Source organism: Kitasatospora sp. NPDC058190 (assembly GCF_042883685.1).
GTDB lineage: Bacteria > Actinomycetota > Actinomycetes > Streptomycetales > Streptomycetaceae > Kitasatospora.
Genome location: NZ_JBHVVI010000008.1, coordinates 26,340 through 44,576, shown reverse-complemented (window position 1 = coordinate 44,576; position 18,237 = coordinate 26,340). Strand labels below are relative to the sequence as shown.

Sequence of the window (18,237 nt, the reverse complement as noted above, 5' to 3'; positions counted from 1 at the left end):
GTCGTGGGACGCCGTCTCGGTAGCGGCCATTGGGCAAGTCTGTGGAGACGGAACTGCTGGCTCAGCCCAAGTAGGGGTAGGCGCCGGCGAGGTAGTCGCCGATCTGCTGGCACATGCTCGGGTGGATGTCGTACTGGTCCAGGTCGGCGGGCCGGACGAAGCGGACGCCATCGGCCTCGTCGTTGATCGTGGGCTCGCCGCCGATCGGGCGGCCGATGTAGGTGTTCTCGTACTGCTGGCGGATCTCGCCGTCGGTGTAGGCGACGATGTGGTTCGGGTTGGTGTAGACGCCGAGGAAACCGGTGATCTCGGCCTGAATGCCGGTCTCCTCTAGACACAATGCCGGTGACTTTGGGTTGTTGATGGCTGGGTGATGGTGGCTGTTGCCGGTTGTGGTGGTGGCCAGTTGCGGTGTTGGGCGCGTTTGAGGGGCCAGTTGGACATCTTGCGTTTGATGACGCGGGGGCAGGTTCGCTGGCGGCGTTCGGGTAGCAGGCGTTCGGCGATTTCAGCCAGGGTGCGGGTGAGTGCCCTGGCGAGTCTGCCGGGGGGAAAGTCCCGCCTGGGCGGGTACCTGGCGGCGTACGACGCGCAGGCTGCGGGTGAAGGACAGGCGGTCGGGGTCGATGCCCTCGTGCAGGGCGGCCTGGTGCATCAGCTGTCGGATCGCGTAGTGGACGAGCAGGAGGCCGTAGACCTCCTGCTCGACTCCCCACGGGTACTTGGAGCGCAGGACGAGCCGGGGGCCGCGCTGGTGGGTCTTGATCTCGTCCAGGGTGGTCTCGATCTCCCAGCGCTGGACGTAGAGTGCCGCGAGTTCGGCGGCCGGTGCCTCCCGCGTGTCCAGGAGGGTGGTGACCAGGCGGTAGAGGGTGGCCTCGCCGGTGCGGGCCAGGGTGTACTCGATGACTCGCACGGTCACCGGGTTGCGGCGCGTCTTACGGTCCTGTTCGGCGTGGATCGTGCTGAGGTAGGAGCCGTCGTCGAGGATGCGCGTCACCGGCAGCGCCGCGTTCTTCTTGACCCGCCACAGCAGGTCCGCGCCGGTGGCCCGGGCCTGCTGCCACAGCTCGAACCCGTAGAAGCCGCGATCGGCCAGCAGCAGCATCCCCGCCCTCAGGTGGGCGAACAACTGCCGGGACAGGGTCTGCTCGCTGACCGACAGCGGCCCCAACGCGGCGCCGAACACGGTGTGGGTGCCGCACTCCGCCAGCCCGACCAGCCTGGCCTGCGGGAACGCGCTGCTCCCGCGTCCGGATCCCGGCCGGCCGAAGAAGGCGTCGTTGGCCTCGGTGTCCGCCAGGTCCAGCGTGGTGCCGTCCACCGCGACGAGCTGCCAGCGCCGGTACCAGGCACCCACTGTCCCGGGCACCGCCACCGGACGGCACACCCGCGCGAACAGCAGCCGCAAGGGCTCCGGGCCCAGACGCCGGCGGGCCCGCCCGATCGCGGCGGTCGTGGGCACCCGCCACGACCGCCGCCCGTCCCCGAGCCCCTCGCCCAGCAGCCGGGCGACCTCCTCGTAGCCCTGCCCGAAGAACAGGCACATCGCCAGGACGAAGTACACGACCACCCGCGCCGGCAGCAAACGGCTGCGTTTCTCGCCCCGCCCGGTCTCGGCGATCACCTCATCGACCAGACCCGGCGGAAACGCCTGGGTCAACACCCCGATCGCGATCCGATCCGACAACCGCTCACCCGCAGGCGACTTGACCTGCCCCACCCTCGCCACACCACAACCAACGAGGAACGGACCACAAAGTCACCGGCATTGCCTCTAGACACTCGCGCACCGCGCACTCGGCGGCGGTCTCGCCGATGTCCTGGGCGCCGCCGGGCAGCGCCCACTGGCCCGTGTCCCGGCGGCGCTGCAGCAGGATGGCGCCGGAGTCGTCGACGACGAGCAGATTGCTGGCGGGGATAAGGGCGTTGGCCTTGGGGGCGTTGGGGTCGTTGTAGTACTCAGTCCTGCCCATGTGCGGCGGTCCCCTCCCGGTCGGGCATCCAGGGCCGCGCGTCGGCCCAGACAGCTTCGAAGCTCTGAGCGTAGTTGTCGAACCAGCCGGTGGCGTCCACTCGCTTGAGGTGGAGCAGAGGGTTGGCGCTGGCCGGCTGGCCGAAGATGTGCGGGTTGACCAGCAGGTTGCCGTCGTAGCGGAAGAGGGAGTTGTACAGCGTGGTGTCGTGGAGCCTCACCTCTGGCAACAACTATGCAGCAGCCGTTGTCAGCGGATGACCCCTCGGACACCCCATCCTCGACTGCTATGGGTTGGGCCCCGGTTGAAGGGACATCCGGTTCTGCGGCTGGCTACCAGTGCCGCCGTCTGCGGCACTGGTAGCCAGCACCGCTAAGCGATCAGAACATTCACCAGTCGACCTGGTACAACGATGATTCGCTTGATGCTTTGGCCTTCGACCTCCTGCTGGACCAAGGGAAGAGCCTGGACTGCTTGACGGATTTCGTCCTCGGAAGCATCCGCTGGAACGCTCATCTCGGCTCGCGTCTTCGCGTTGATCTGGACGACGAGCGTGATCGTCTCCGACCGAAGCAGTGACTCGTCCGCAACCGGCCACGGCTCTTCCCACACGCGCTTTCCGGTGAGCCGGTGGTAGATCTCACTGGAGACGTGGGGTGCGAATGGCAGCAGGAGCGATGCCAGGGTGCTGACCGCCTCGGTCACGGTCTTCTTCGCGATGCCGTCTTGCAAGGCCCGACTGCAGTCGTTGGACAGCGCCATCAGCGCGGAAATGGCGGTATTGAAGGCGAACCGCCCGGACATGTCCTCGGTGACCTTCTGGATGGCCCAGGCTGTCTTCCGCCGCAGGGCGAGATCACGCTCGGGGTCCACGGCTGTGCCGATCAAGTCAGAGCCGGCGCTCGTGATTTGGTCGGTGTACCTCCAGACCCGCTTGAAGAACCTGTGAACACCCTCCAGTCCCTCGTCGGACCAGTCTGCACCGTGCTCCGGGGGGCCCATGAACAGGACGTAGCAGCGGCCCGTGTCAGCACCGTACTTCTCGACGATCGACCTCGGTGACACGGTGTTGCCCTTGGACTTGGACATCTTCGCGCCGTCTTTGGTGATCATCCCCTGCGTGAAGAGCGTGCCGAAGGGCTCCTGCACGGGGAGGAAGTCGAGGTCGGCGAGTGCCTTGCACAGGAAGCGCGAGTACAGGAGGTGCAAGATGGCGTGCTCGACTCCGCCGATGTACTGGTCGACCGGCATCCACGCGCGCGCCGCCTCTTTACTCCACGGCTCGTTGCTGTTGTTCGGGTCGCAGTACCGCAGGTAGTACCAGGACGAGTCGACGAACGTGTCCATGGTGTCCGTCTCCCGGCGTCCCGGGCCGCCGCACTGCGGGCACTCGGTGTGGACCCAGTCCTCAGCGGTGGCCAGAGGAGATTTGCCTTTGGGGGCATAGTCCTCGACATCGGGGAGCGGGACAGGGAGTTGGTCCTCAGGGACTGGAACCAGTCCGCATCCGTCGCAGTACACGATGGGGATGGGGCAGCCCCAGTACCTCTGCCGGGACAGGAGCCAGTCGCGGAGCTTGTAGCTGACGACGGCCTCGCCCTGCCCGATGTCAGTGAGCTTGGCCGTGACTTGTGCGCCTGCGTCTCGGCTGGGCACGCCATCAAACTCGGCAGAGTTGATGACAACACCCTCGCCGGCGTACGGAAGTTCGGGCGTCGCGCCGTCGGCAAGGCCGATGACAGGCTGGATCGGGAGTCTGAGCCTTTGGGCGAAGTCGAAGTCGCGCTCATCGTGCGCGGGCACGCCCATGATCGCGCCGGTTCCGTACTCCATGAGCACGTAGTCCGCCACCACGATGGGGATCTTGTTGCCCGTCAGGGGATGGATGGCATGCCGGCCGGTGACAACGCCCGTCTTCGGCCGCTCGTCGTTCCCGCGGTCGCTGTGTCCCGCGCGGCGAGCCGCGTTGGCGTACTCGCGGACCGCTGCTTCCTCCGGTGTCCCACTGGTGAGGCGCTCAAGGTCCGGGTACTCAGGGGACAGTGCGATGAACGTAGCCCCGAACAGTGTGTCGGGCCGCGTGGTGAAGACCTGGATCTCGCTATCCGCCTCGGCGCACCGGAAGGTGACGCTTGCGCCTTCCGATCGTCCGATCCACGTACGTTGCATGCTCTTGACGTGCGCTGGCCAGTCAAGACCGTCGAGGTCGTTCAGCAGCCGCTCGGCGTAGTCGGTGATCCGGAAGAACCACTGCTCAAGCTGCTTGAGTTCGACCAGGCTGCCGCACCTCTCGCACTGCCCGTCCACCACCTGCTCATTTGCCAGCACCGTGGCGTCGGATGGGCACCAGTTGACGGCGGACCGCTTGCGGTACGCCAGGCCTGCCTTGAAGAGCTGCAGGAAGATCCACTGCGTCCAGCGATAGTAGGTCGGCTGGTGGGTGCTGATCTCCCGGCTCCAGTCGATGGAGATACCCCACTGCTTGAACTGCTCACGGAAGGAGGCGATCGACTCGTCCGTGGAGATTCGGGGGTGCTTCCCGGTGCGGATCGCGTGGTTCTCTGCCGGCAGCCCGAAGGCGTCGAAGCCCATCGGGTGCAAGACGTAGTAGCCCTGCCGGCGCAGGAAGTGAGCCACTGCGTCGCCGACCGCGTAGTTCTTGAGGTGGCCTACGTGCGGCTCTCCGCTCGTGTAGGGCAGCATCTCAAGGACGTACGCCCTTTTGTCAGCAGCTAACGTGTTCGATACTTCCCACGTCCGCTCCTCCCGCCAGAGTTTCTGCCAGCGCTCTTCGATCGCACGAGGGTCGAACTGCGGTGGGTTGAGTTCGGTCATTGGAATCCTAATTCGCAACGAACTTGCCGAGCCATAGAGATGGCGCGCATTGTATCACATCAGGGCGGTGAGTGTTCGCAGCAAAAGCGCCCCAAACATCCTGGCTCGATCGACGGTCACTGGAACACCTTGATCAACTGCGTTCGGGTACTCGATGGTGAGCGCGACGCGGGTATTCTTCCGACTCCGAAGCCAAGCTGAGCAGCACTGCCCAGAACGAGACGAGAAGGAATTCCATTCCTGGTCGAAAAGTAGCAGACTGGATTCCTGGAAACTCCGACCATCGGGCAGTGACTTGAGTGTCGCCAAGAAGCCATTGGCTATTTCATAGTCGCCGGGGTCACCAGAGAAGACGACATACGGAACTTCTTCAATAGGTCCACGAAGACCGGGTGTGTGCAAGTCGAGCGCGAATGTTGCCCGGCTGTCAGCAGCCAGCATCTCGCGCAGAGCAGATACGGATCGATACACACTTAAGTCGCCGTAGTCCCGATTATGATCCCAGGGCTCTCTAGCCTTCCCTTGATCACCATTTGCGACGCCATCCACATCCATGATAGGCAGTGCCGCTAGTTCGCACTGGGAGGCGATACGGTTTCCTGCTTGCCGCAGTCTAATGAATTCACTGACCGCCCCCTCCAGCACGTACGAAGCCATGGCCTCGCAGGCGTGATGCCGGGCTGTGAGAAGCACGAGGAACTTCGACTTCGGCTTGGGCACGATAAGCAATGGAACATTGCGGCCGCCTTCACTGCGCGTCAGGATCCGCCAACTGGCAGAGGCCCCCAGTCCGGCGCGGAACGCCCCGAGTTCCCGAGGCCCGTATGGCATGGTTGCCGAGAGCCCCGTCACTGTCTGGCCTTGCAGGGGGACTTCGAAAGCGCAGTCAGGTCCCGCTGATTCCCAAAGCCAGCTACGAGACTCCGCCCTGCTGACGACTGGCCCGAACTGGCCAATCAGTAGTGGTCGCGCCAAGCGAATGCGCACCACGGTATCGCGCTCCGAATTCAGCCGCACATGCCAGTACCAACGATCCCCAGTTGAGTCTCGAAGATCACGATCAATGACGAACTCGCGCGTCCCAACCTGATGGACAATCCCATTGCCGGTGGGAAACCCCGAGCTGATCCTCAAGGTCATGAGCTTGTGCCGTCAACGGATTCGGCGATAAATATGAGGTGGCCTTTCCCGCGAGGCGACGGAATCTCCTTTCGGAAGCTCCCGTACTCCTCGGTGACCGTAAGGCCAGCTTCCTTCAGCAGTTGGCGAAGCTCCGGGGCGGTCAGCGCCATCTGGTCGAAGAAGTTGTCATACATTGAGACCCGTCCGTCCGCCTCCCGGACCAGGATGGTCTCCTCGTGCCTCCAGTTGGCGGTGTGCGCATTCACCGCGTGCCGAATGAGCCGCGTGATCAGAATGCCTTCATGCCTGTGATGGGCGACGATATAGGGCTGATAGCTGTCGGCGAAGTTCAACATGTGACCGATGTCTACAACGAATCGCCCGCCCGGCCGCAGCCATCCTCGCACCTTCGCCAGTAGCCTTCCGAGCTCGTCACGCTTGAGATAATTGAGTGTGACGAATACGGCATAGATCAGGTCGAACTGCTCCTGCGTCTCGTAGTCGGCAGCGCTGCAGTGGACGTACTCGATATCACCGCCGGCCTTCATGGCGAAGTCGATGAATTGTTCGCTCTGGTCCACGCCTGTGCAGGCGTACCCGAGGTCGCTGAGAGCGCGGAGGTTGGTCCCGGTTCCGCAGCCGAGATCCAGGACTCGACCGGCCGCCGGCAGGTAGGAAGAGAAGAAGGAGCTCTCTACCTCCAGGTTCCGGAAGTCCTTTCTGATGATCTCGTAGTACTCGCCCGGGAATTCAAAGCCGGTCATCGTCATCTCCTTAACGTGGAACGCCGCTGGCCCGGCGGGGGTTGCCCGTCCGGGCCAGCGGTGAGCGGAGTGGATCCGGGCCTACAAGAACTCGTGGCTCGACCGCAGGAGCCGGTAGTCAAGGCTGTGGATCCGACCGCCGGCCCCCAGTTCTCGCAACTGCGCCAGGTTCGGGCTGTTGTCCCAGATGTGCGCCACGGAGCTGTCCGTCATGTTGTGGCCGCCGGAGAAGTCGGAGCCCTTCAACTTCCCCGCCGTGTAGGAGGAGCCCAGCGGGTCGAGGCGCATGCGGCTGAAGGGCCATTCCGTCAAGTACGGCAGTTTGTCGACGAGATCCGTCAAGTCGGCGAAGGGCTGGGCGGTTTGTCCTCGCCGGACATAGTGGCTGTGGGAGGGGGCGTAGTCGCCGGAACGCACGCCCTGGAGGTAGAGGTCCAGGCTCTCTCGGATCTCGGCTTCGTTGAGGACGAGATCACGGAGGTTGACGCCGCGACCGACTGGCGAGAGGAAGCCGATGTCGAACCACTGCGCGCCGAACTCGGTTACCCTGCGCCCGATTTCCCGGACGGTGGTGTGGTTGTTCTTGTGGAGGGTGGCGCCTGCGGCAACCGGGATCCCGGCGGCGGCGAGGACGCCCACTCGTTCGCGCAGCATGTCGAAGGCGCCACGGCCGCGCATCCAGTCGTGGGTCTGGGCGTCTGCGCCGTCGATGCTCGTACCGACGTGCCACAGTCCGCGGAGCGCCTTGAGCCTGTCCACGTTCTGCGGGTTCAGGGCCGCCGTGTCGCTTCGGACGTAGACGCTCAGGCCGGCCGCGTCGGCTGCCTCCACGATGTCGAAGGAGTCGTCCCGGAACAGGGGGTCTCCCCCTGTGAGTTGAACGATGAGCACTCCGGCCTCAGCGAGCTTGCCGAAGATCGCGCCCCACTGCGGTGCGGTGAGTTCTTCCGGCATCCTCGCTTCCGGCGAGGACTCGTAGGCGCAGTGGCGGCAGGCGCGGAAGCAGCCGTACGTGACCTCGACCTCGACGATGATCGGGCTCTGGAGGTAGTTGAGGGACAGGTCGCGGGCCGCGAAGTGCTCGACGGTCGAGCCTGTGCCCAGCGGTCCCAGCAGGTTGTTCTGGAGCAGCGCCCCCAGAGTCTTGCGCCCCTGTCCCGTCTCGTCGGAGTGCTCCGTGAGGTGCAGCAGTTCCCGACCGGTGCAGTGTCCAGCCGCCGCTTCCCGGAGGATCTCGTAGGCGGTGCGGTCGACCATGAAGTGCCGGTGCTGGTCTCGGTCGAACAGGATCCCGCCGAAGAACTCCTCGCGCAGCTTGGCGTTGAACGGGACGCCGATCGGGACATCGAGGATGGCCTCGATGTCGCCGGCCGAGGTCTTGTAGGTCGCGAACTCGGGGGCGCAGGCGCAGTCGAGCATCGGGTGGAGGTCACGGCTCAGGAAGAACGGTCCGGACCGCTCGAAGTTCTCCCGGAGGATCTTTTCCTGGGTGTTCGCCAAGCCTTCAGTTGCAACTGACATACTTGCTCTCCTTCCAGGGCTTCCGCACGTCAGCGTCCGGCTCGGCGCGTGACAGGACGGCCTTGCGGCGACGTGATCGTGTGGGTGTCCAGGTGCAGTAAGCCGGGGGGCAGGCACGAGGCTCGGGCAGTCGATTGGTCAGATCGCCTATGACAGCGGAGGACCTTGATGCTCCGCGTGGCACCTACATAGAGGTGATGGCCCGTCACTACTAGTGCGAGACTGTAGTACGAAGAGCGCCTCCCCGCGCCCCTTTATCTGGGCGCGCCCGCAGATGGCTGGAACTGTGCGTTCACCCGCCACGCTGTTGCCCGTGAGCGCAACAGCGCTCCACCTGACCGCCTGCCCCCTCGCTGCCGTTCGCCGTCTGTGACTGACGTAGGTCAGGGGCTGGGTCGTTCATCGTCGTGGTGCTGGCTGGGGAACCGTCCAGGTCGCCATGACCACCCTCGCAGAACCGCTTAGAGGTTCTTCACTTCAGTCGCGCCTACCGACAGCAAACAGCACATGGGTGCCACCGTCACGTGCGCCTGACGCGTTACAGGCCATCGTTTCCTGGTCCAGGAAACGACTCCACCGCTCTTCGTCCGCTTCCAGGTAGGCGAGTGCCTCCGAGTCCCCAAGTGAGGCCCAGTTGCTCGCCGACCCGGCCAACAGCGTGCCACCCGCCTGCTCCACCAGCTCGACAACCTGGTCCCAGGTGAACAGCCGGCACACATGCGCCCGCTCGGGGACCACACGGAGATCTCCTGTCGCCAGGATCGCGCTGATGACCTCTGGTCCGTACCTGGCGGCAAGTTCCGCCGCGATCGGCAAGGCCACTCTCCAGGTTCCGTACAGTGACATCACCGAGGCCAGCACCACCCCGCCTGGCCGCACTGCACTCAGCATGCCGGCCAGCGCCTGCGCCTCTCCCTCAAACAGGTAGGACAGGGGTCCACCGAAGGCGACCACCGCGTCGAAGCCCTCGCCACCGAAGCGGCCTACCTCCCGCAGATCCAGGACCTCCCGACGCTCCACCGCCTTCTCGTACCCCTGCGCTGCGACGAAGTCGGCGTTCAGGCGCAGCTGCACGCCGGAGATGTCGGTGACCAGTACCTTCGCGCCCAGTCTGGCCAGTCCCACAGTGAAGCGGCCCGGGCCAGCGCCGATCTCCAGTACCCGCCAGCCCGGCTGCACGAATCGCGCCAGGAACCGAAGGTGCACCTCCAGGCTCACCCGTCCGCGCACGTCTTTCACCAGCCGGTCTAGCTCCTGGATGCCGATCTCGTCGAAGTATTGGCGCGCGCCCTCTCCGGATGCCCAAGCGGCATACTCGTCCCCTGGGCCATCCACAGCGGCTCCTTCGGCCGGTCGGCGGCCTCGACCAGCCGAGCGATGTGCTTAGCCTGTCCGGAGTCGGGTGTCCCCGGCGGCGTCGTTTCCTCCTCCATCAGCGTGGCCGACACCGGCCACTGCAGCATGCAGACATGCCGACCCCCTGCAATACCAAACCGGTACGGCGGATGGCTCACGAAGGGGATGCTGCGGTGGGCAGGGAGCTCCGGCTGACCAGGCCATCCAGCGGACAAGGCGTTTGTCCGTTTCGCAGGCGCCGCTGCGCGAGGTGTCATCGGCCGACACCATCCCGAATGGCGGTTGAGACTCTCGCAGGGCCGGACACTCAGGGTTCGGTCAGTGCGCAGGAAGTGGGCCCGTTCTCGTGGATAGCGCCAACCTGCTCCACGTCACGGTGGTCGCGGTATGTAATAGAGCTTGTACACCTGGACGTTGCCCACCTCAGTAGAGGCCCACGGGCATTCGGACAGCGACCACTGGCCACCACAGAAGCCCGGAGGAGCAGATGCCCCGACCGCCCAGGCCGTTGGATCCCACCCGCTCGCCGGCGCACCGGCTTGGCGCCGAGATCCGGCACTGGCGAATACTCCGAGGTCTGAGCCAGGACAAGCTCGGCGAGTTGGTGCACGTCAGCGGCGACCTGATCGGCAAGTTAGAGAGGGCCGAGCGATCCTGCAGTCCCCGTCATGCCGCGGCTCTGGACGCCGCGTTGGAGACCGGCGGCGTCCTATATCGATACCTCGTGTCGGCTCAGGCTGAAACGGACAATTGTTCCCGGGAAACGGACAACTCGTCTCTCAGCGACACAACGGCTCGCCCATGGGGCAGGACAGAAAGCACGCTGGAGGAGTCACGGTCTACCTCCGAGTGGAACGAGCTCAACCCCATGGAACGACGGAACTTCCTCGCCGCGACCAGTGCGGCGGCCCTTGCCGCCGGCCCCCTGCTCCAACTGATCAGCACCACCTCGGCGGCAGCCACACCCTCACTCGTGCACTCGGCCGACGTCGAGCAAATTCGCACGGCCGCGACCACCCTGCGCAGCTGGGACAACCTCTACGGCGGGGGTGGCGTCGTCCGCGAGACCGCACTCGCCCAACTACGCTGGGCCGCAGGCTTGCTAAACGCAAGTTGCCCGGCCTCGCTCAAGGTCGATCTGTTCACCGCAGTCAGCCGCCTGGCGACCGTCGTCGGTGCCTCGGCTTTTGACGCCTTCGCCCACGAGGATGCCCGCCGTCTGTTCGTCTTCGCCACCTCGTGCGCGGAGGAGGTGGACTACTGGCCGCTGCGGGCCATCTCCTACAACCTGCTGTCTCGGCAGGCCACGTGGCGCGAGGATCCGACCGCTGGTCTTACCCTCGCCGAACTCGGCCTCGCCCGCGCCAACCGCCTCTCACCGGCCGAGCGGTCGATGCTCCACAACGCCCGCGCCCGAGCCCTCGCCAAGATGGGCCACGCCCAGCAGGCCCTCGCCGCTATCGGGGAATCCGACGACTCGTTCGCTTCGCTTGTCCCTGCCGACGAGGGGCCGTGGATGGCCTACTACGACAGTGCCCAGCACCACGGCGACACCGGGCACGCCCTGTTCGACCTCGCACTCGCCGGCCACCCTCCACGGGAGGCACTCAGCCGGCTGCAGACCGCTGTCGATGGCCACGGCCATGGATTCGCCAGGTCCCGCACCTTCTCCCGCACCAAATTGGCTTCCCTGCGGATGGCCACCGGAGACCCGGCACAGGCAGTGGACGACGGCCGTATCGCGCTCACCGAGGCCAGCCAACTCCGCTCCCTGCGCGCCAACCACGAGCTGGGTGAACTGAGCCGTCTTGCCCATCGCCACCGGACTATCCCGGACATTCGTGACCTGCGCGAGCAGATCACCTCTACGGTGGCACTGTGAGCACCATCGACCACTCCCACGCCCTGCTTCTGAAGGCCTGCGCCACCGCCGGCCTGTCGGCAGACCAAGCCGAGCCGATCCGCATCGGCGAGAACGCCCTGTGGAGGCTCCGCAACCAGGTCGTCGTCCGCATCGCCCGCCCAGGCCAATGGGACGCCGCCGTACGGGAACTAGCCGTCGCCCGTTGGCTGAGCACCTGCGGCGTCCCGGCTGTGCGGCCGCTCGACCACATGCGGGAGCCCCTGGCCACCGACGGGCACCCGGTGACCTTCTGGCACGAGCTACCTCGCCACCGGCCGGGCACCGCAGCCGACATCGCCCCACTCCTGCGACGCCTCCACTCACTCCCCATCCCCGACTTCCCACTGGGCCGACTGGACCCGTTTATCCGCCTCGCCACCCGCATCGATAACGCGGCCACGCTCGATGACGAGCAGCGACAGTGGCTCCACCACCGTCTGGTCGACCTCCAGGCCGCCTGGTCCAGCCTTCCTGAAGGCCTCCCGCGGAGCGTGATCCACGGCGACGCCTGGGGCGGCAACGCCGCGGTCACCCCCACGACCGTCTATCTCCTCGACTTCGAACGGACCTCCCAGGGTCCGCCCGAATGGGACCTCACCTCCACCGCCGTTGGACATGGCACCTTCGGCACCGTCTCCGATAAGCAGTACGCCGCGTTCTGCGAGGCCTACGGCACCGACGTGACCACTTGGGCCGGCTACCCGGTCTTGCGCGACATCCGCGAACTCCGGGTCACCTGCTTCGCCCTCCAGCACGCCGCCGCCGCCCCCATGCGCCACCGCGATCAGGCCCACTACCGACTCGCCTGTCTCCAAGGCCAGCACGGTTCTCGCCCCTGGGGTTGGACAGCAGTGAACTGAATCCCCAGCGACCGCAACGGGAGTGTCAGGCCGCATGAGTGTGACCCAAGCGGACAACGCGGTTGGGGTCGAGCAGCCCCGGTCCGGACCAGAGACGGTGACTACCTTCCCAAAGGGGGCGTACCTCTGCGCTCCCATCTCTGCAAGCTCCTTGGTATGCGGGGCAGCCTGCCGCTTCGGCGGGGCCTGATTCGCTGATTCAGCGGATGGCCGGGCATGGCCTTGGATACCGTCATGACGTCGACCGTGTCATCGTGAGGAGTGTTCGGATTGGACGAGATTCAACTGACCTCGGTAGACGGCCTCGTGTTGGATGCCGCTGTCCACAGGGTCCCGATGGAGCGGCGGCCGGTTGGCACGGTCATCCAGGCCCATGGCATCAATGCCGACAAGGACGAAGGAGGGATGTTCACCCGTCTGGCTGAGGCACTAGCCGAGTCCGGCTTCACAGTCATCCGCTTCTCCTTTCGTGGCCACGGGGCCAGCGGTGGCGCTCAGCGGGGGATCACGATCGCCGGGGAGATGCTGGACCTGGAGGCGGCCGTCGACTTCGCGGTCCGGGAGCATCCCGGGCCGCTGTTCATGGTCGCGGCAAGCTTCGGAGCGGTGGCGACGTCGTTGTCTCTGCCCTGGCTGGGTGAACGCCTGTCAGGAGTGGTTTTGTGGAACCCGGTCCTGAACCTGCGACGGACGTTCCTGGAGCCCGAGCTGCCCTGGGGTATCGAGAACTTCAGCGAATCGGCTCAGAACCGCCTCCACGACGAGGGGTCGTTGATGCTGGATGGGGAGTTCGAACTGGGTCGGGTCTTGTTTGCCGAGATGCGCTGCCACCACCCGGGCGAGTCCTTTACTGCGGACTCGACTCCGGCGATCATCATCCACGGTGACCGGGACAGCTATGTCTCCTATGACATCGCCCGCGAAGCCGCGCAGAAGCACCCTCGCTGCGGTTTCCATTCCATCCACGGGTCCGACCATGGGTTCGACTCCCGGGAACGTGAGGATGAGGCGATCACAGTCTCCGTTAGCTGGCTTGCCGATCGTGCTGGGAGTTCCACGTGACACGCCCGCTGTACGGGCCGGCAACGCTTGCGGGCACGGTTCAGCTCGGCGAGTACTGCGTGTTGGGCTACCCGAAGGAATCCCGACTGCGCCGTGCGGCCACGGCCGGTGTGCAAGAGCCCGGGGCCCCGGTCCGGATCGGGGACCGCAGCCTGCTCTTCAATCAGATCGTGCTCTATGAGGGGGTGACGGTCGGCCAGGACTGCGTGTTGGAGGACCGGGTCCGCATCGGGTATGACAGCCGTGTCGGCGATCGGACCCGTCTCGCATATGGCGCCTACGTGTGCGACCGGGTAGCAATCGGTGCGGACTGCACGGTCGCCGGTTTCGTCTGTGACGCGGTGCGGATCGGGGACCGCAGCACGGTGATGGGCGAGCTCGTCCACGAGTACACCCAGCCCCACAAGGACTGGTGGGCGGTGGATGAGGAACCTCCAGTAATCGAGGAGGACTGCGTGGTCGGCTACGGCGCCAGGATCGTCGGTGGAGTCCGCATCGGCCCGTGCAGCTACGTGGCGGCTGGCGCGGTGGTGACCCAGGATGTGCCCCCTGAGCATGTGGTCACCGGGATCAATGTGCGGACGCCGGCAGCCGAGTGGACTGGACTGCGGCTCCAGGAACTGATCGGCCATTGGCAGAGCCTTCGTCCTCCGGGCTCAGGTCGGCCGCTACTGCCAGTCGACGAACGGTGAGTCCTCAGTGTCGCTTCCAGCTTCGTCCTTGGGGAGTTGGCGCACGAGTGGCGGGTCGAGGGCCAGTGCGCGCAGCTGCCGGGGGAACCGAGCACGCAGGTCCTGCCGCGGATGGTCGATGTAGAGCGAGGGCAGGAATTCGTCGATGGGAACGACGGATTGCTCCAGCCCGGTTGCGAGCAGCGCTGTCAGGGCTGGCCGGGTGAGAAGGTAACCGAAGGTGCAGTGGCTGTAGCCGGGGTGGACGACGCCTGACACGTAGGGTTCGTCAGGTTCCAAGGGGAAGCGACCAAGGTAGAGCAGGTCGAATGCCTCGTCCGTCGCGCCGAGTTGAGCCAGACGGGTGAGCAGGTGGCTGAGGAAGTCCGGGGCCAAGACGGCGTCGTCTTCGAGGACGAGGATGAACGGCTCGCCACCGGTGTCGGCCGCGTGCTGCCAGCAAGCGAGGTGGGCGAGGGTACAGCCGATCTCGCCGAGTTTGAGGGGACGGTTCCACCACGGGTTGTCCGAGGCGATCTGCCAGGGGAATAGGGCGACGCCACGCTGGTACAGGACGTGCCGGTTCAGTTCCCGGCCATCGAACGGCCCGGTCCAGTCTGACGTAAAGGTGGCCTTGAGTAGCCCGGGGAGCTGAGCTTCCATCTGCTTGCGACGGTCAGCCCGCCGCGGGAGATTGACCACGTACGCGCGAATGTCTGCGGAAGTGATCACTGCTCTGCCCCCATGAAGTCGTCGGCGATCGCTGGCTATACGCCACCGTAGCGGTCGGTGTTTTTCACCACGACGCTGAACGGATCGTTGTTGTGGCGCGCCAACACCAGGAGTGGCTCGGTCGCGGTCAGGTCGGCCAGGTCCGCGATTCCGCCGAGCCGGCGGACATCGGTGACGAGTACGAAGTCGTCGTCACCGATGAGCTCGGTCAGCCAGCGCGCGTTGGCCGCGGCCCGTTCCCCGTGCAGGAAGCACTGCGCGCCACCGAGTACGCCGAGGGTAAGGCAGCCGCCGAGCAGGAAGACGGTTGTCCCCTTCGTCATGGTCAGCCGGGTGAAGACGGCGATGTCTTCGAGCAGGGCGCTGTCTGGACTCCACTGCGGGCCGAGCGTCAGATTCCCCAACTGCGGGATGACCAGCGGATCGTCCTCGCCCAGCGGGTGCGGGGCGAAGTGGAACGGAAGCTGAGGCAGAAACTCCCGGTACTTCGCGTTCCATGGCGGACCACCGACGACCACCAGGGTGTCCACCCCGGTGTCGAAGTACTCCGACGGGGAGAAGTCTCGGATGACCAAGTCCGGTTGCAGCTGGGTCAGCCGGGTGCGCACGTAGATGAGGCTGTCCAGATCGGCGAACTTGGCGTAACGCAGGTAGTTGCGATCCTGCGGGCTGGCGAAGTATGGCCGCTCCGGCTCGGGGATCTCCGAGCACACGATGTCCACCCGCGAGGAGTGCGCCAATCCCCAGAACCGGCGCAAGTCCTCGCGCCAATCCAAGGAGTTGGTCGGACTCGGCGCCTGCATGCCACCCGGCATGTCCGCGGGGAGCTCTCCAGCGGCCGGTTGGCGTGAGGCTGGAGCAGCGGCTCTGACGCTGGGCATCAGGACCGAGACGGGGGCAAGACCAGTCAGCACTCTGGCCTCGTCTGGCATCTGCAGTCCATCTGCGATCCGGGTCAGCACATCGATATCGCTGACCCGGCCGGCGCGCACCCCTCGGATCCAGTTGGAAATCTCCGAGCGGTCATGCTCGGTCAGCAAGGCGAGCTGGGTCTGAGTGCAGTCCGGGAACTGGCGCAGGTAGAGCTGGAACAGCGCGCCGATCTCATGACGGGCCAACGCGCTCTGGACATCGTCGGCGCGCCAGAAGGAGACCGGCACGCGCCCCGGATCGAAGGTCTTGCGTTTCGCCACCGGCGCTGCGCCTCCTAGGTTTCTGGCAGCGTACGTGAGACCACCCAGCGTTACTAGTCGTTTCGTGGTGGGCCCAACCCGTGACAGCGGCCCACGGGTCAGGTCAATTTCGCCATGGGTTCCCAGGCGCGAGTGTTGAGGCCGTGCGGATACATCGTCCTGGACGCCTGACTGGAACACTTCCATGCCCGCGTCCGGTGGACCGACGACGCGCCGTGACACACCCCGCAACCTCCGCCTGTAAGCATCACGGTGTCCACTCCGTCCAGCCCCGCGAGCGCATGTCCCCTACCGCGCCCTTTGCGCGGCGCCCATTCGGACAACTCTGGTGTCCGAATGGTGGATCTCGCTCTCGGGCCACTGGTCGCGCAGTCTGGACGAGCAACGACGGGAACTCGGCTCAAGGCGTCCCAGGACGTCCCCGCCACATCCCTGACAGGGTCGCACCGTCCACTGCGTGCCCGCCAACGACCAGACAGGAGAGGTGGAAACCATCCGAAGCGCGAAGACCGGCCGGCAAAGGCTGCTCCGGACCAGCTGGCGAAACCGGTCACGGGGGTGGACCGCTGGCCCAGCATGTCCCGGACCGAGCTTCCGGTCATGGACTCCGCCGGCCCTCAGTTGGGCCTGCCCGCGAACCTCTCCCGCTGCGATGCGTAGCGACGACCGCCCTGGTCGGCGGTTGTAGGCGGGAGAGAGGGGCCCCGCTCGTCGTCCCACCGGCGCGGCTCCGACCAAGTCCCCGTCCAGGACGTGTCGTGCACTTGCTTCCTGGAGATTCCGGGTCGAGTGATGGCTCTCGCCACCCGACCCAGTCGATGGTTTTCCGCCAGCCCCCCAGACCGCCCGCTCGCCGCGGCACCCCCGACGCGTCGAGCGGGCACCAACACCTGCATTCATCGCTCCAGAATCCACCTCACCTTCTTAGGGACAGACATGGCCAGGCTCCAGAACACGCAGCAGCCACAGCAGCACCCCCTGGGCCAGGTCCGCGCCCAGCACGGCTGGAGCCGGACGGATCTGGTTAACCTGCTCGACGAGCGCCTCGGGGCAGGGCCTCGCACAAAGAAGATCTGGGCGTGGGAGAACCGCGCTGTCGTCCCCGGTCAGGACGTTCAGAGGGCTCTGGCTGCTGAGCTGGGTGTACCGGTCGAACGGCTCCACACGGATCCGTGGCCCACCTGGCTTCTCCTCGCCAAGAGCAGCAGCATGGCTCAGTTACCGGACCACGAAGCCGGCACGGGTGCGCCGGGCCAAGGGGAGCTTCCAACCATGTCGGACTGGCCTTCCTCCAGTCCCGGCATCGAGGGGACGAACCGCGGTAGCTGCCTTGCAGGCGGCCCGCCGAACGGGTCAGGTCCCGTTCCGCCCGCCGAGCTCCGAACAGATCGCCCTCACCCGGCTCGGCTCTACGATCTCTACCTTGGAGGCAAGGACAACTTCCCAGCCGACCGGGCTGCGGCCAGGGAGCTGCTGGAGGTGGCCCCCACACTGCCAGTGACCGCGCAGCAGAACCGGCTCTTCCTGGCGCGCGCGGTGCGTTACCTCGCGCGCGCCGGTGTCCGGCAGTTCCTAGACATCGGCACCGGGATTCCGACGGCTAACAACACGCATGAGGTAGCCCAGGCCGAGGCGCCGGACGCTCGTGTCGCCTATGTCGACAACGACCCGATCGTTTTGGCCCATGCCCGGGCGCTGCTGAGGAGCGAACCGTCTGGCCGGACCGCCTACATCCAGGCTGATCTGCGCGAACCTGCATCGATCCTGGCCGATCCGATGGTCCGGCAGGTCCTCGACTTCGACCAGCCAGTCGCGCTGATGCTGATCGCGGTTCTGCACTTCGTCCATGACGACGCGGACCCGTACGGCATCGTCGCCTCGCTGATGGACGCCTTGCCATCAGGGAGCTTCCTTGCGCTGTCCCATGTGACTCCCGACTACGCCCCTGCGCAGTGGAAGCAGATCGTCGAGCTGTACAGGGAGGGCGGGATGAGCGCCCAGGCTCGGACCAGAGCGGAGATCGACGGCTTTCTCCAAGGACTAGAGTTGGTGTCCCCTGGTCTGCAGGTGGTGTCTCGATGGCGCCCCGACCCGTCCAGTCTCACCGCAGCGACGAACGCAGACATCTCCTGCTATGGCGCGATCGCGCGAAAGCCCTAACAGAACCTCACCGACGCCGCGTTCGTCGCCGAGGGAGACTGGATCGCTCCCCTCGACGCCGACAACCGGTTCCACCCGGCCA

At 65.8% G+C, this 18,237-nt stretch carries 13 protein-coding genes and 4 pseudogenes; 6 read left to right on the top strand and 11 right to left on the bottom strand.

All coding sequences use genetic code 11. The features are described from left to right. Nucleotides 1–61 precede the first annotated feature (61 nt). From ACFVWU_RS05660 to ACFVWU_RS05620, 9 genes and pseudogenes are all read right to left on the bottom strand, one after another. Nucleotides 62–337, bottom strand: a pseudogene (locus ACFVWU_RS05660) (NUDIX hydrolase); the annotation flags it as partial. A 171-nt stretch (nt 338–508) separates the two neighbouring features. Continuing rightward, nucleotides 509–1,732, bottom strand: a complete 1,224-nt coding sequence (locus ACFVWU_RS05655) for an IS4 family transposase (protein WP_387616065.1) — start codon at nt 1,730–1,732, stop codon at nt 509–511. Between the two features lie 43 nt (nt 1,733–1,775). Further along, a pseudogene (locus ACFVWU_RS05650) lies at nt 1,776–1,976 on the bottom strand (NUDIX domain-containing protein); the annotation flags it as partial. Beyond that, nucleotides 1,963–2,199: pseudogene (locus ACFVWU_RS05645) on the bottom strand (XRE family transcriptional regulator); the annotation flags it as partial. The pseudogenes ACFVWU_RS05650 and ACFVWU_RS05645, both read right to left, overlap by 14 nt. Before the next feature lie 149 nt (nt 2,200–2,348). Then, nucleotides 2,349–4,811: a leucine--tRNA ligase gene (gene leuS, locus ACFVWU_RS05640; RefSeq protein WP_387616062.1), complete on the bottom strand. Its 2,463-nt coding sequence runs from the start codon at nt 4,809–4,811 to the stop codon at nt 2,349–2,351. Nucleotides 4,812–4,865: 54 nt separating this feature from the next. Beyond that, the gene (locus ACFVWU_RS05635; protein ID WP_387616059.1) at nt 4,866–5,951 is read right to left on the bottom strand and encodes a hypothetical protein; all 1,086 of its coding nucleotides are present in this window, start codon (nt 5,949–5,951) and stop codon (nt 4,866–4,868) included. Next, nucleotides 5,948–6,697 (bottom strand): class I SAM-dependent methyltransferase, encoded by a 750-nt coding sequence (locus ACFVWU_RS05630; protein ID WP_387616056.1) that lies wholly within the window; start codon nt 6,695–6,697, stop codon nt 5,948–5,950. Before ACFVWU_RS05630 ends, ACFVWU_RS05635 begins: the two co-directional genes overlap by 4 nt. A gap of 81 nt (nt 6,698–6,778) precedes the next feature. Then, on the bottom strand, nt 6,779–8,218 hold the full coding sequence (locus tag ACFVWU_RS05625) for a radical SAM protein (protein WP_387616053.1): 1,440 nt from the start codon (nt 8,216–8,218) through the stop codon (nt 6,779–6,781). A 477-nt stretch (nt 8,219–8,695) separates the two neighbouring features. Then, complete coding sequence (locus ACFVWU_RS05620) at nt 8,696–9,553, bottom strand: class I SAM-dependent methyltransferase (protein WP_387616050.1); 858 nt, start codon at nt 9,551–9,553, stop codon at nt 8,696–8,698. 508 nt (nt 9,554–10,061) lie between these two features. On the opposite strand from ACFVWU_RS05620, the pseudogene ACFVWU_RS05615 reads away from it, so the two are divergent. The 5 genes and pseudogenes from ACFVWU_RS05615 to ACFVWU_RS05595 form a co-directional block, all read left to right on the top strand. Next, nucleotides 10,062–10,274, top strand: a pseudogene (locus tag ACFVWU_RS05615) (helix-turn-helix domain-containing protein); the annotation flags it as partial. A 168-nt stretch (nt 10,275–10,442) separates the two neighbouring features. Next, a complete protein-coding gene (locus ACFVWU_RS05610; RefSeq protein ID WP_387616290.1) occupies nt 10,443–11,456 on the top strand; it encodes a hypothetical protein in 1,014 nt (337 codons plus the stop codon). Next, a complete protein-coding gene (locus ACFVWU_RS05605; protein WP_387616048.1) occupies nt 11,453–12,337 on the top strand; it encodes a phosphotransferase enzyme family protein in 885 nt (294 codons plus the stop codon). Before ACFVWU_RS05610 ends, ACFVWU_RS05605 begins: the two co-directional genes overlap by 4 nt. Nucleotides 12,338–12,607: 270 nt before the next feature. Further along, the gene (locus ACFVWU_RS05600; protein ID WP_387616045.1) at nt 12,608–13,399 is read left to right on the top strand and encodes an alpha/beta hydrolase; all 792 of its coding nucleotides are present in this window, start codon (nt 12,608–12,610) and stop codon (nt 13,397–13,399) included. Beyond that, nucleotides 13,396–14,091, top strand: a complete 696-nt coding sequence (locus ACFVWU_RS05595) for an acyltransferase (RefSeq protein ID WP_387616042.1) — start codon at nt 13,396–13,398, stop codon at nt 14,089–14,091. Before ACFVWU_RS05600 ends, ACFVWU_RS05595 begins: the two co-directional genes overlap by 4 nt. On the opposite strand, the gene ACFVWU_RS05590 is transcribed toward ACFVWU_RS05595, so the two are convergent. Beyond that, nucleotides 14,068–14,802, bottom strand: a complete 735-nt coding sequence (locus ACFVWU_RS05590) for a glycosyltransferase family 25 protein (protein WP_387616040.1) — start codon at nt 14,800–14,802, stop codon at nt 14,068–14,070. The genes ACFVWU_RS05595 and ACFVWU_RS05590 overlap by 24 nt on opposite strands. 35 nt (nt 14,803–14,837) lie before the next feature. Beyond that, nucleotides 14,838–15,995, bottom strand: a complete 1,158-nt coding sequence (locus ACFVWU_RS05585; RefSeq protein WP_387616037.1) for a hypothetical protein — start codon at nt 15,993–15,995, stop codon at nt 14,838–14,840. Nucleotides 15,996–16,931: 936 nt separating this feature from the next. On the opposite strand from ACFVWU_RS05585, the gene ACFVWU_RS05580 reads away from it, so the two are divergent. Continuing rightward, entirely contained in the window at nt 16,932–18,155 is a 1,224-nt protein-coding gene (locus ACFVWU_RS05580) for an SAM-dependent methyltransferase (RefSeq protein WP_387616034.1), read from the top strand. Nucleotides 18,156–18,237: the final 82 nt, after the last annotated feature.

What these genes read in the sequence shown, in the direction of transcription:
- ACFVWU_RS05580 (WP_387616034.1), top strand. Translation starts at nt 16,932, where the DNA reads ATGGCCAGGCTCCAGAACACGCAGCAGCCACAGCAGCACCCCCTGGGC.
- ACFVWU_RS05635 (WP_387616059.1), bottom strand. Translation starts at nt 5,951, where the DNA reads ATGACCTTGAGGATCAGCTCGGGGTTTCCCACCGGCAATGGGATTGTC.
- ACFVWU_RS05630 (WP_387616056.1), bottom strand. Translation starts at nt 6,697, where the DNA reads ATGACCGGCTTTGAATTCCCGGGCGAGTACTACGAGATCATCAGAAAG.
- ACFVWU_RS05610 (WP_387616290.1), top strand. Translation starts at nt 10,443, where the DNA reads ATGGAACGACGGAACTTCCTCGCCGCGACCAGTGCGGCGGCCCTTGCC.
- ACFVWU_RS05625 (WP_387616053.1), bottom strand. Translation starts at nt 8,218, where the DNA reads ATGTCAGTTGCAACTGAAGGCTTGGCGAACACCCAGGAAAAGATCCTC.
- leuS (WP_387616062.1), bottom strand. Translation starts at nt 4,811, where the DNA reads ATGACCGAACTCAACCCACCGCAGTTCGACCCTCGTGCGATCGAAGAG.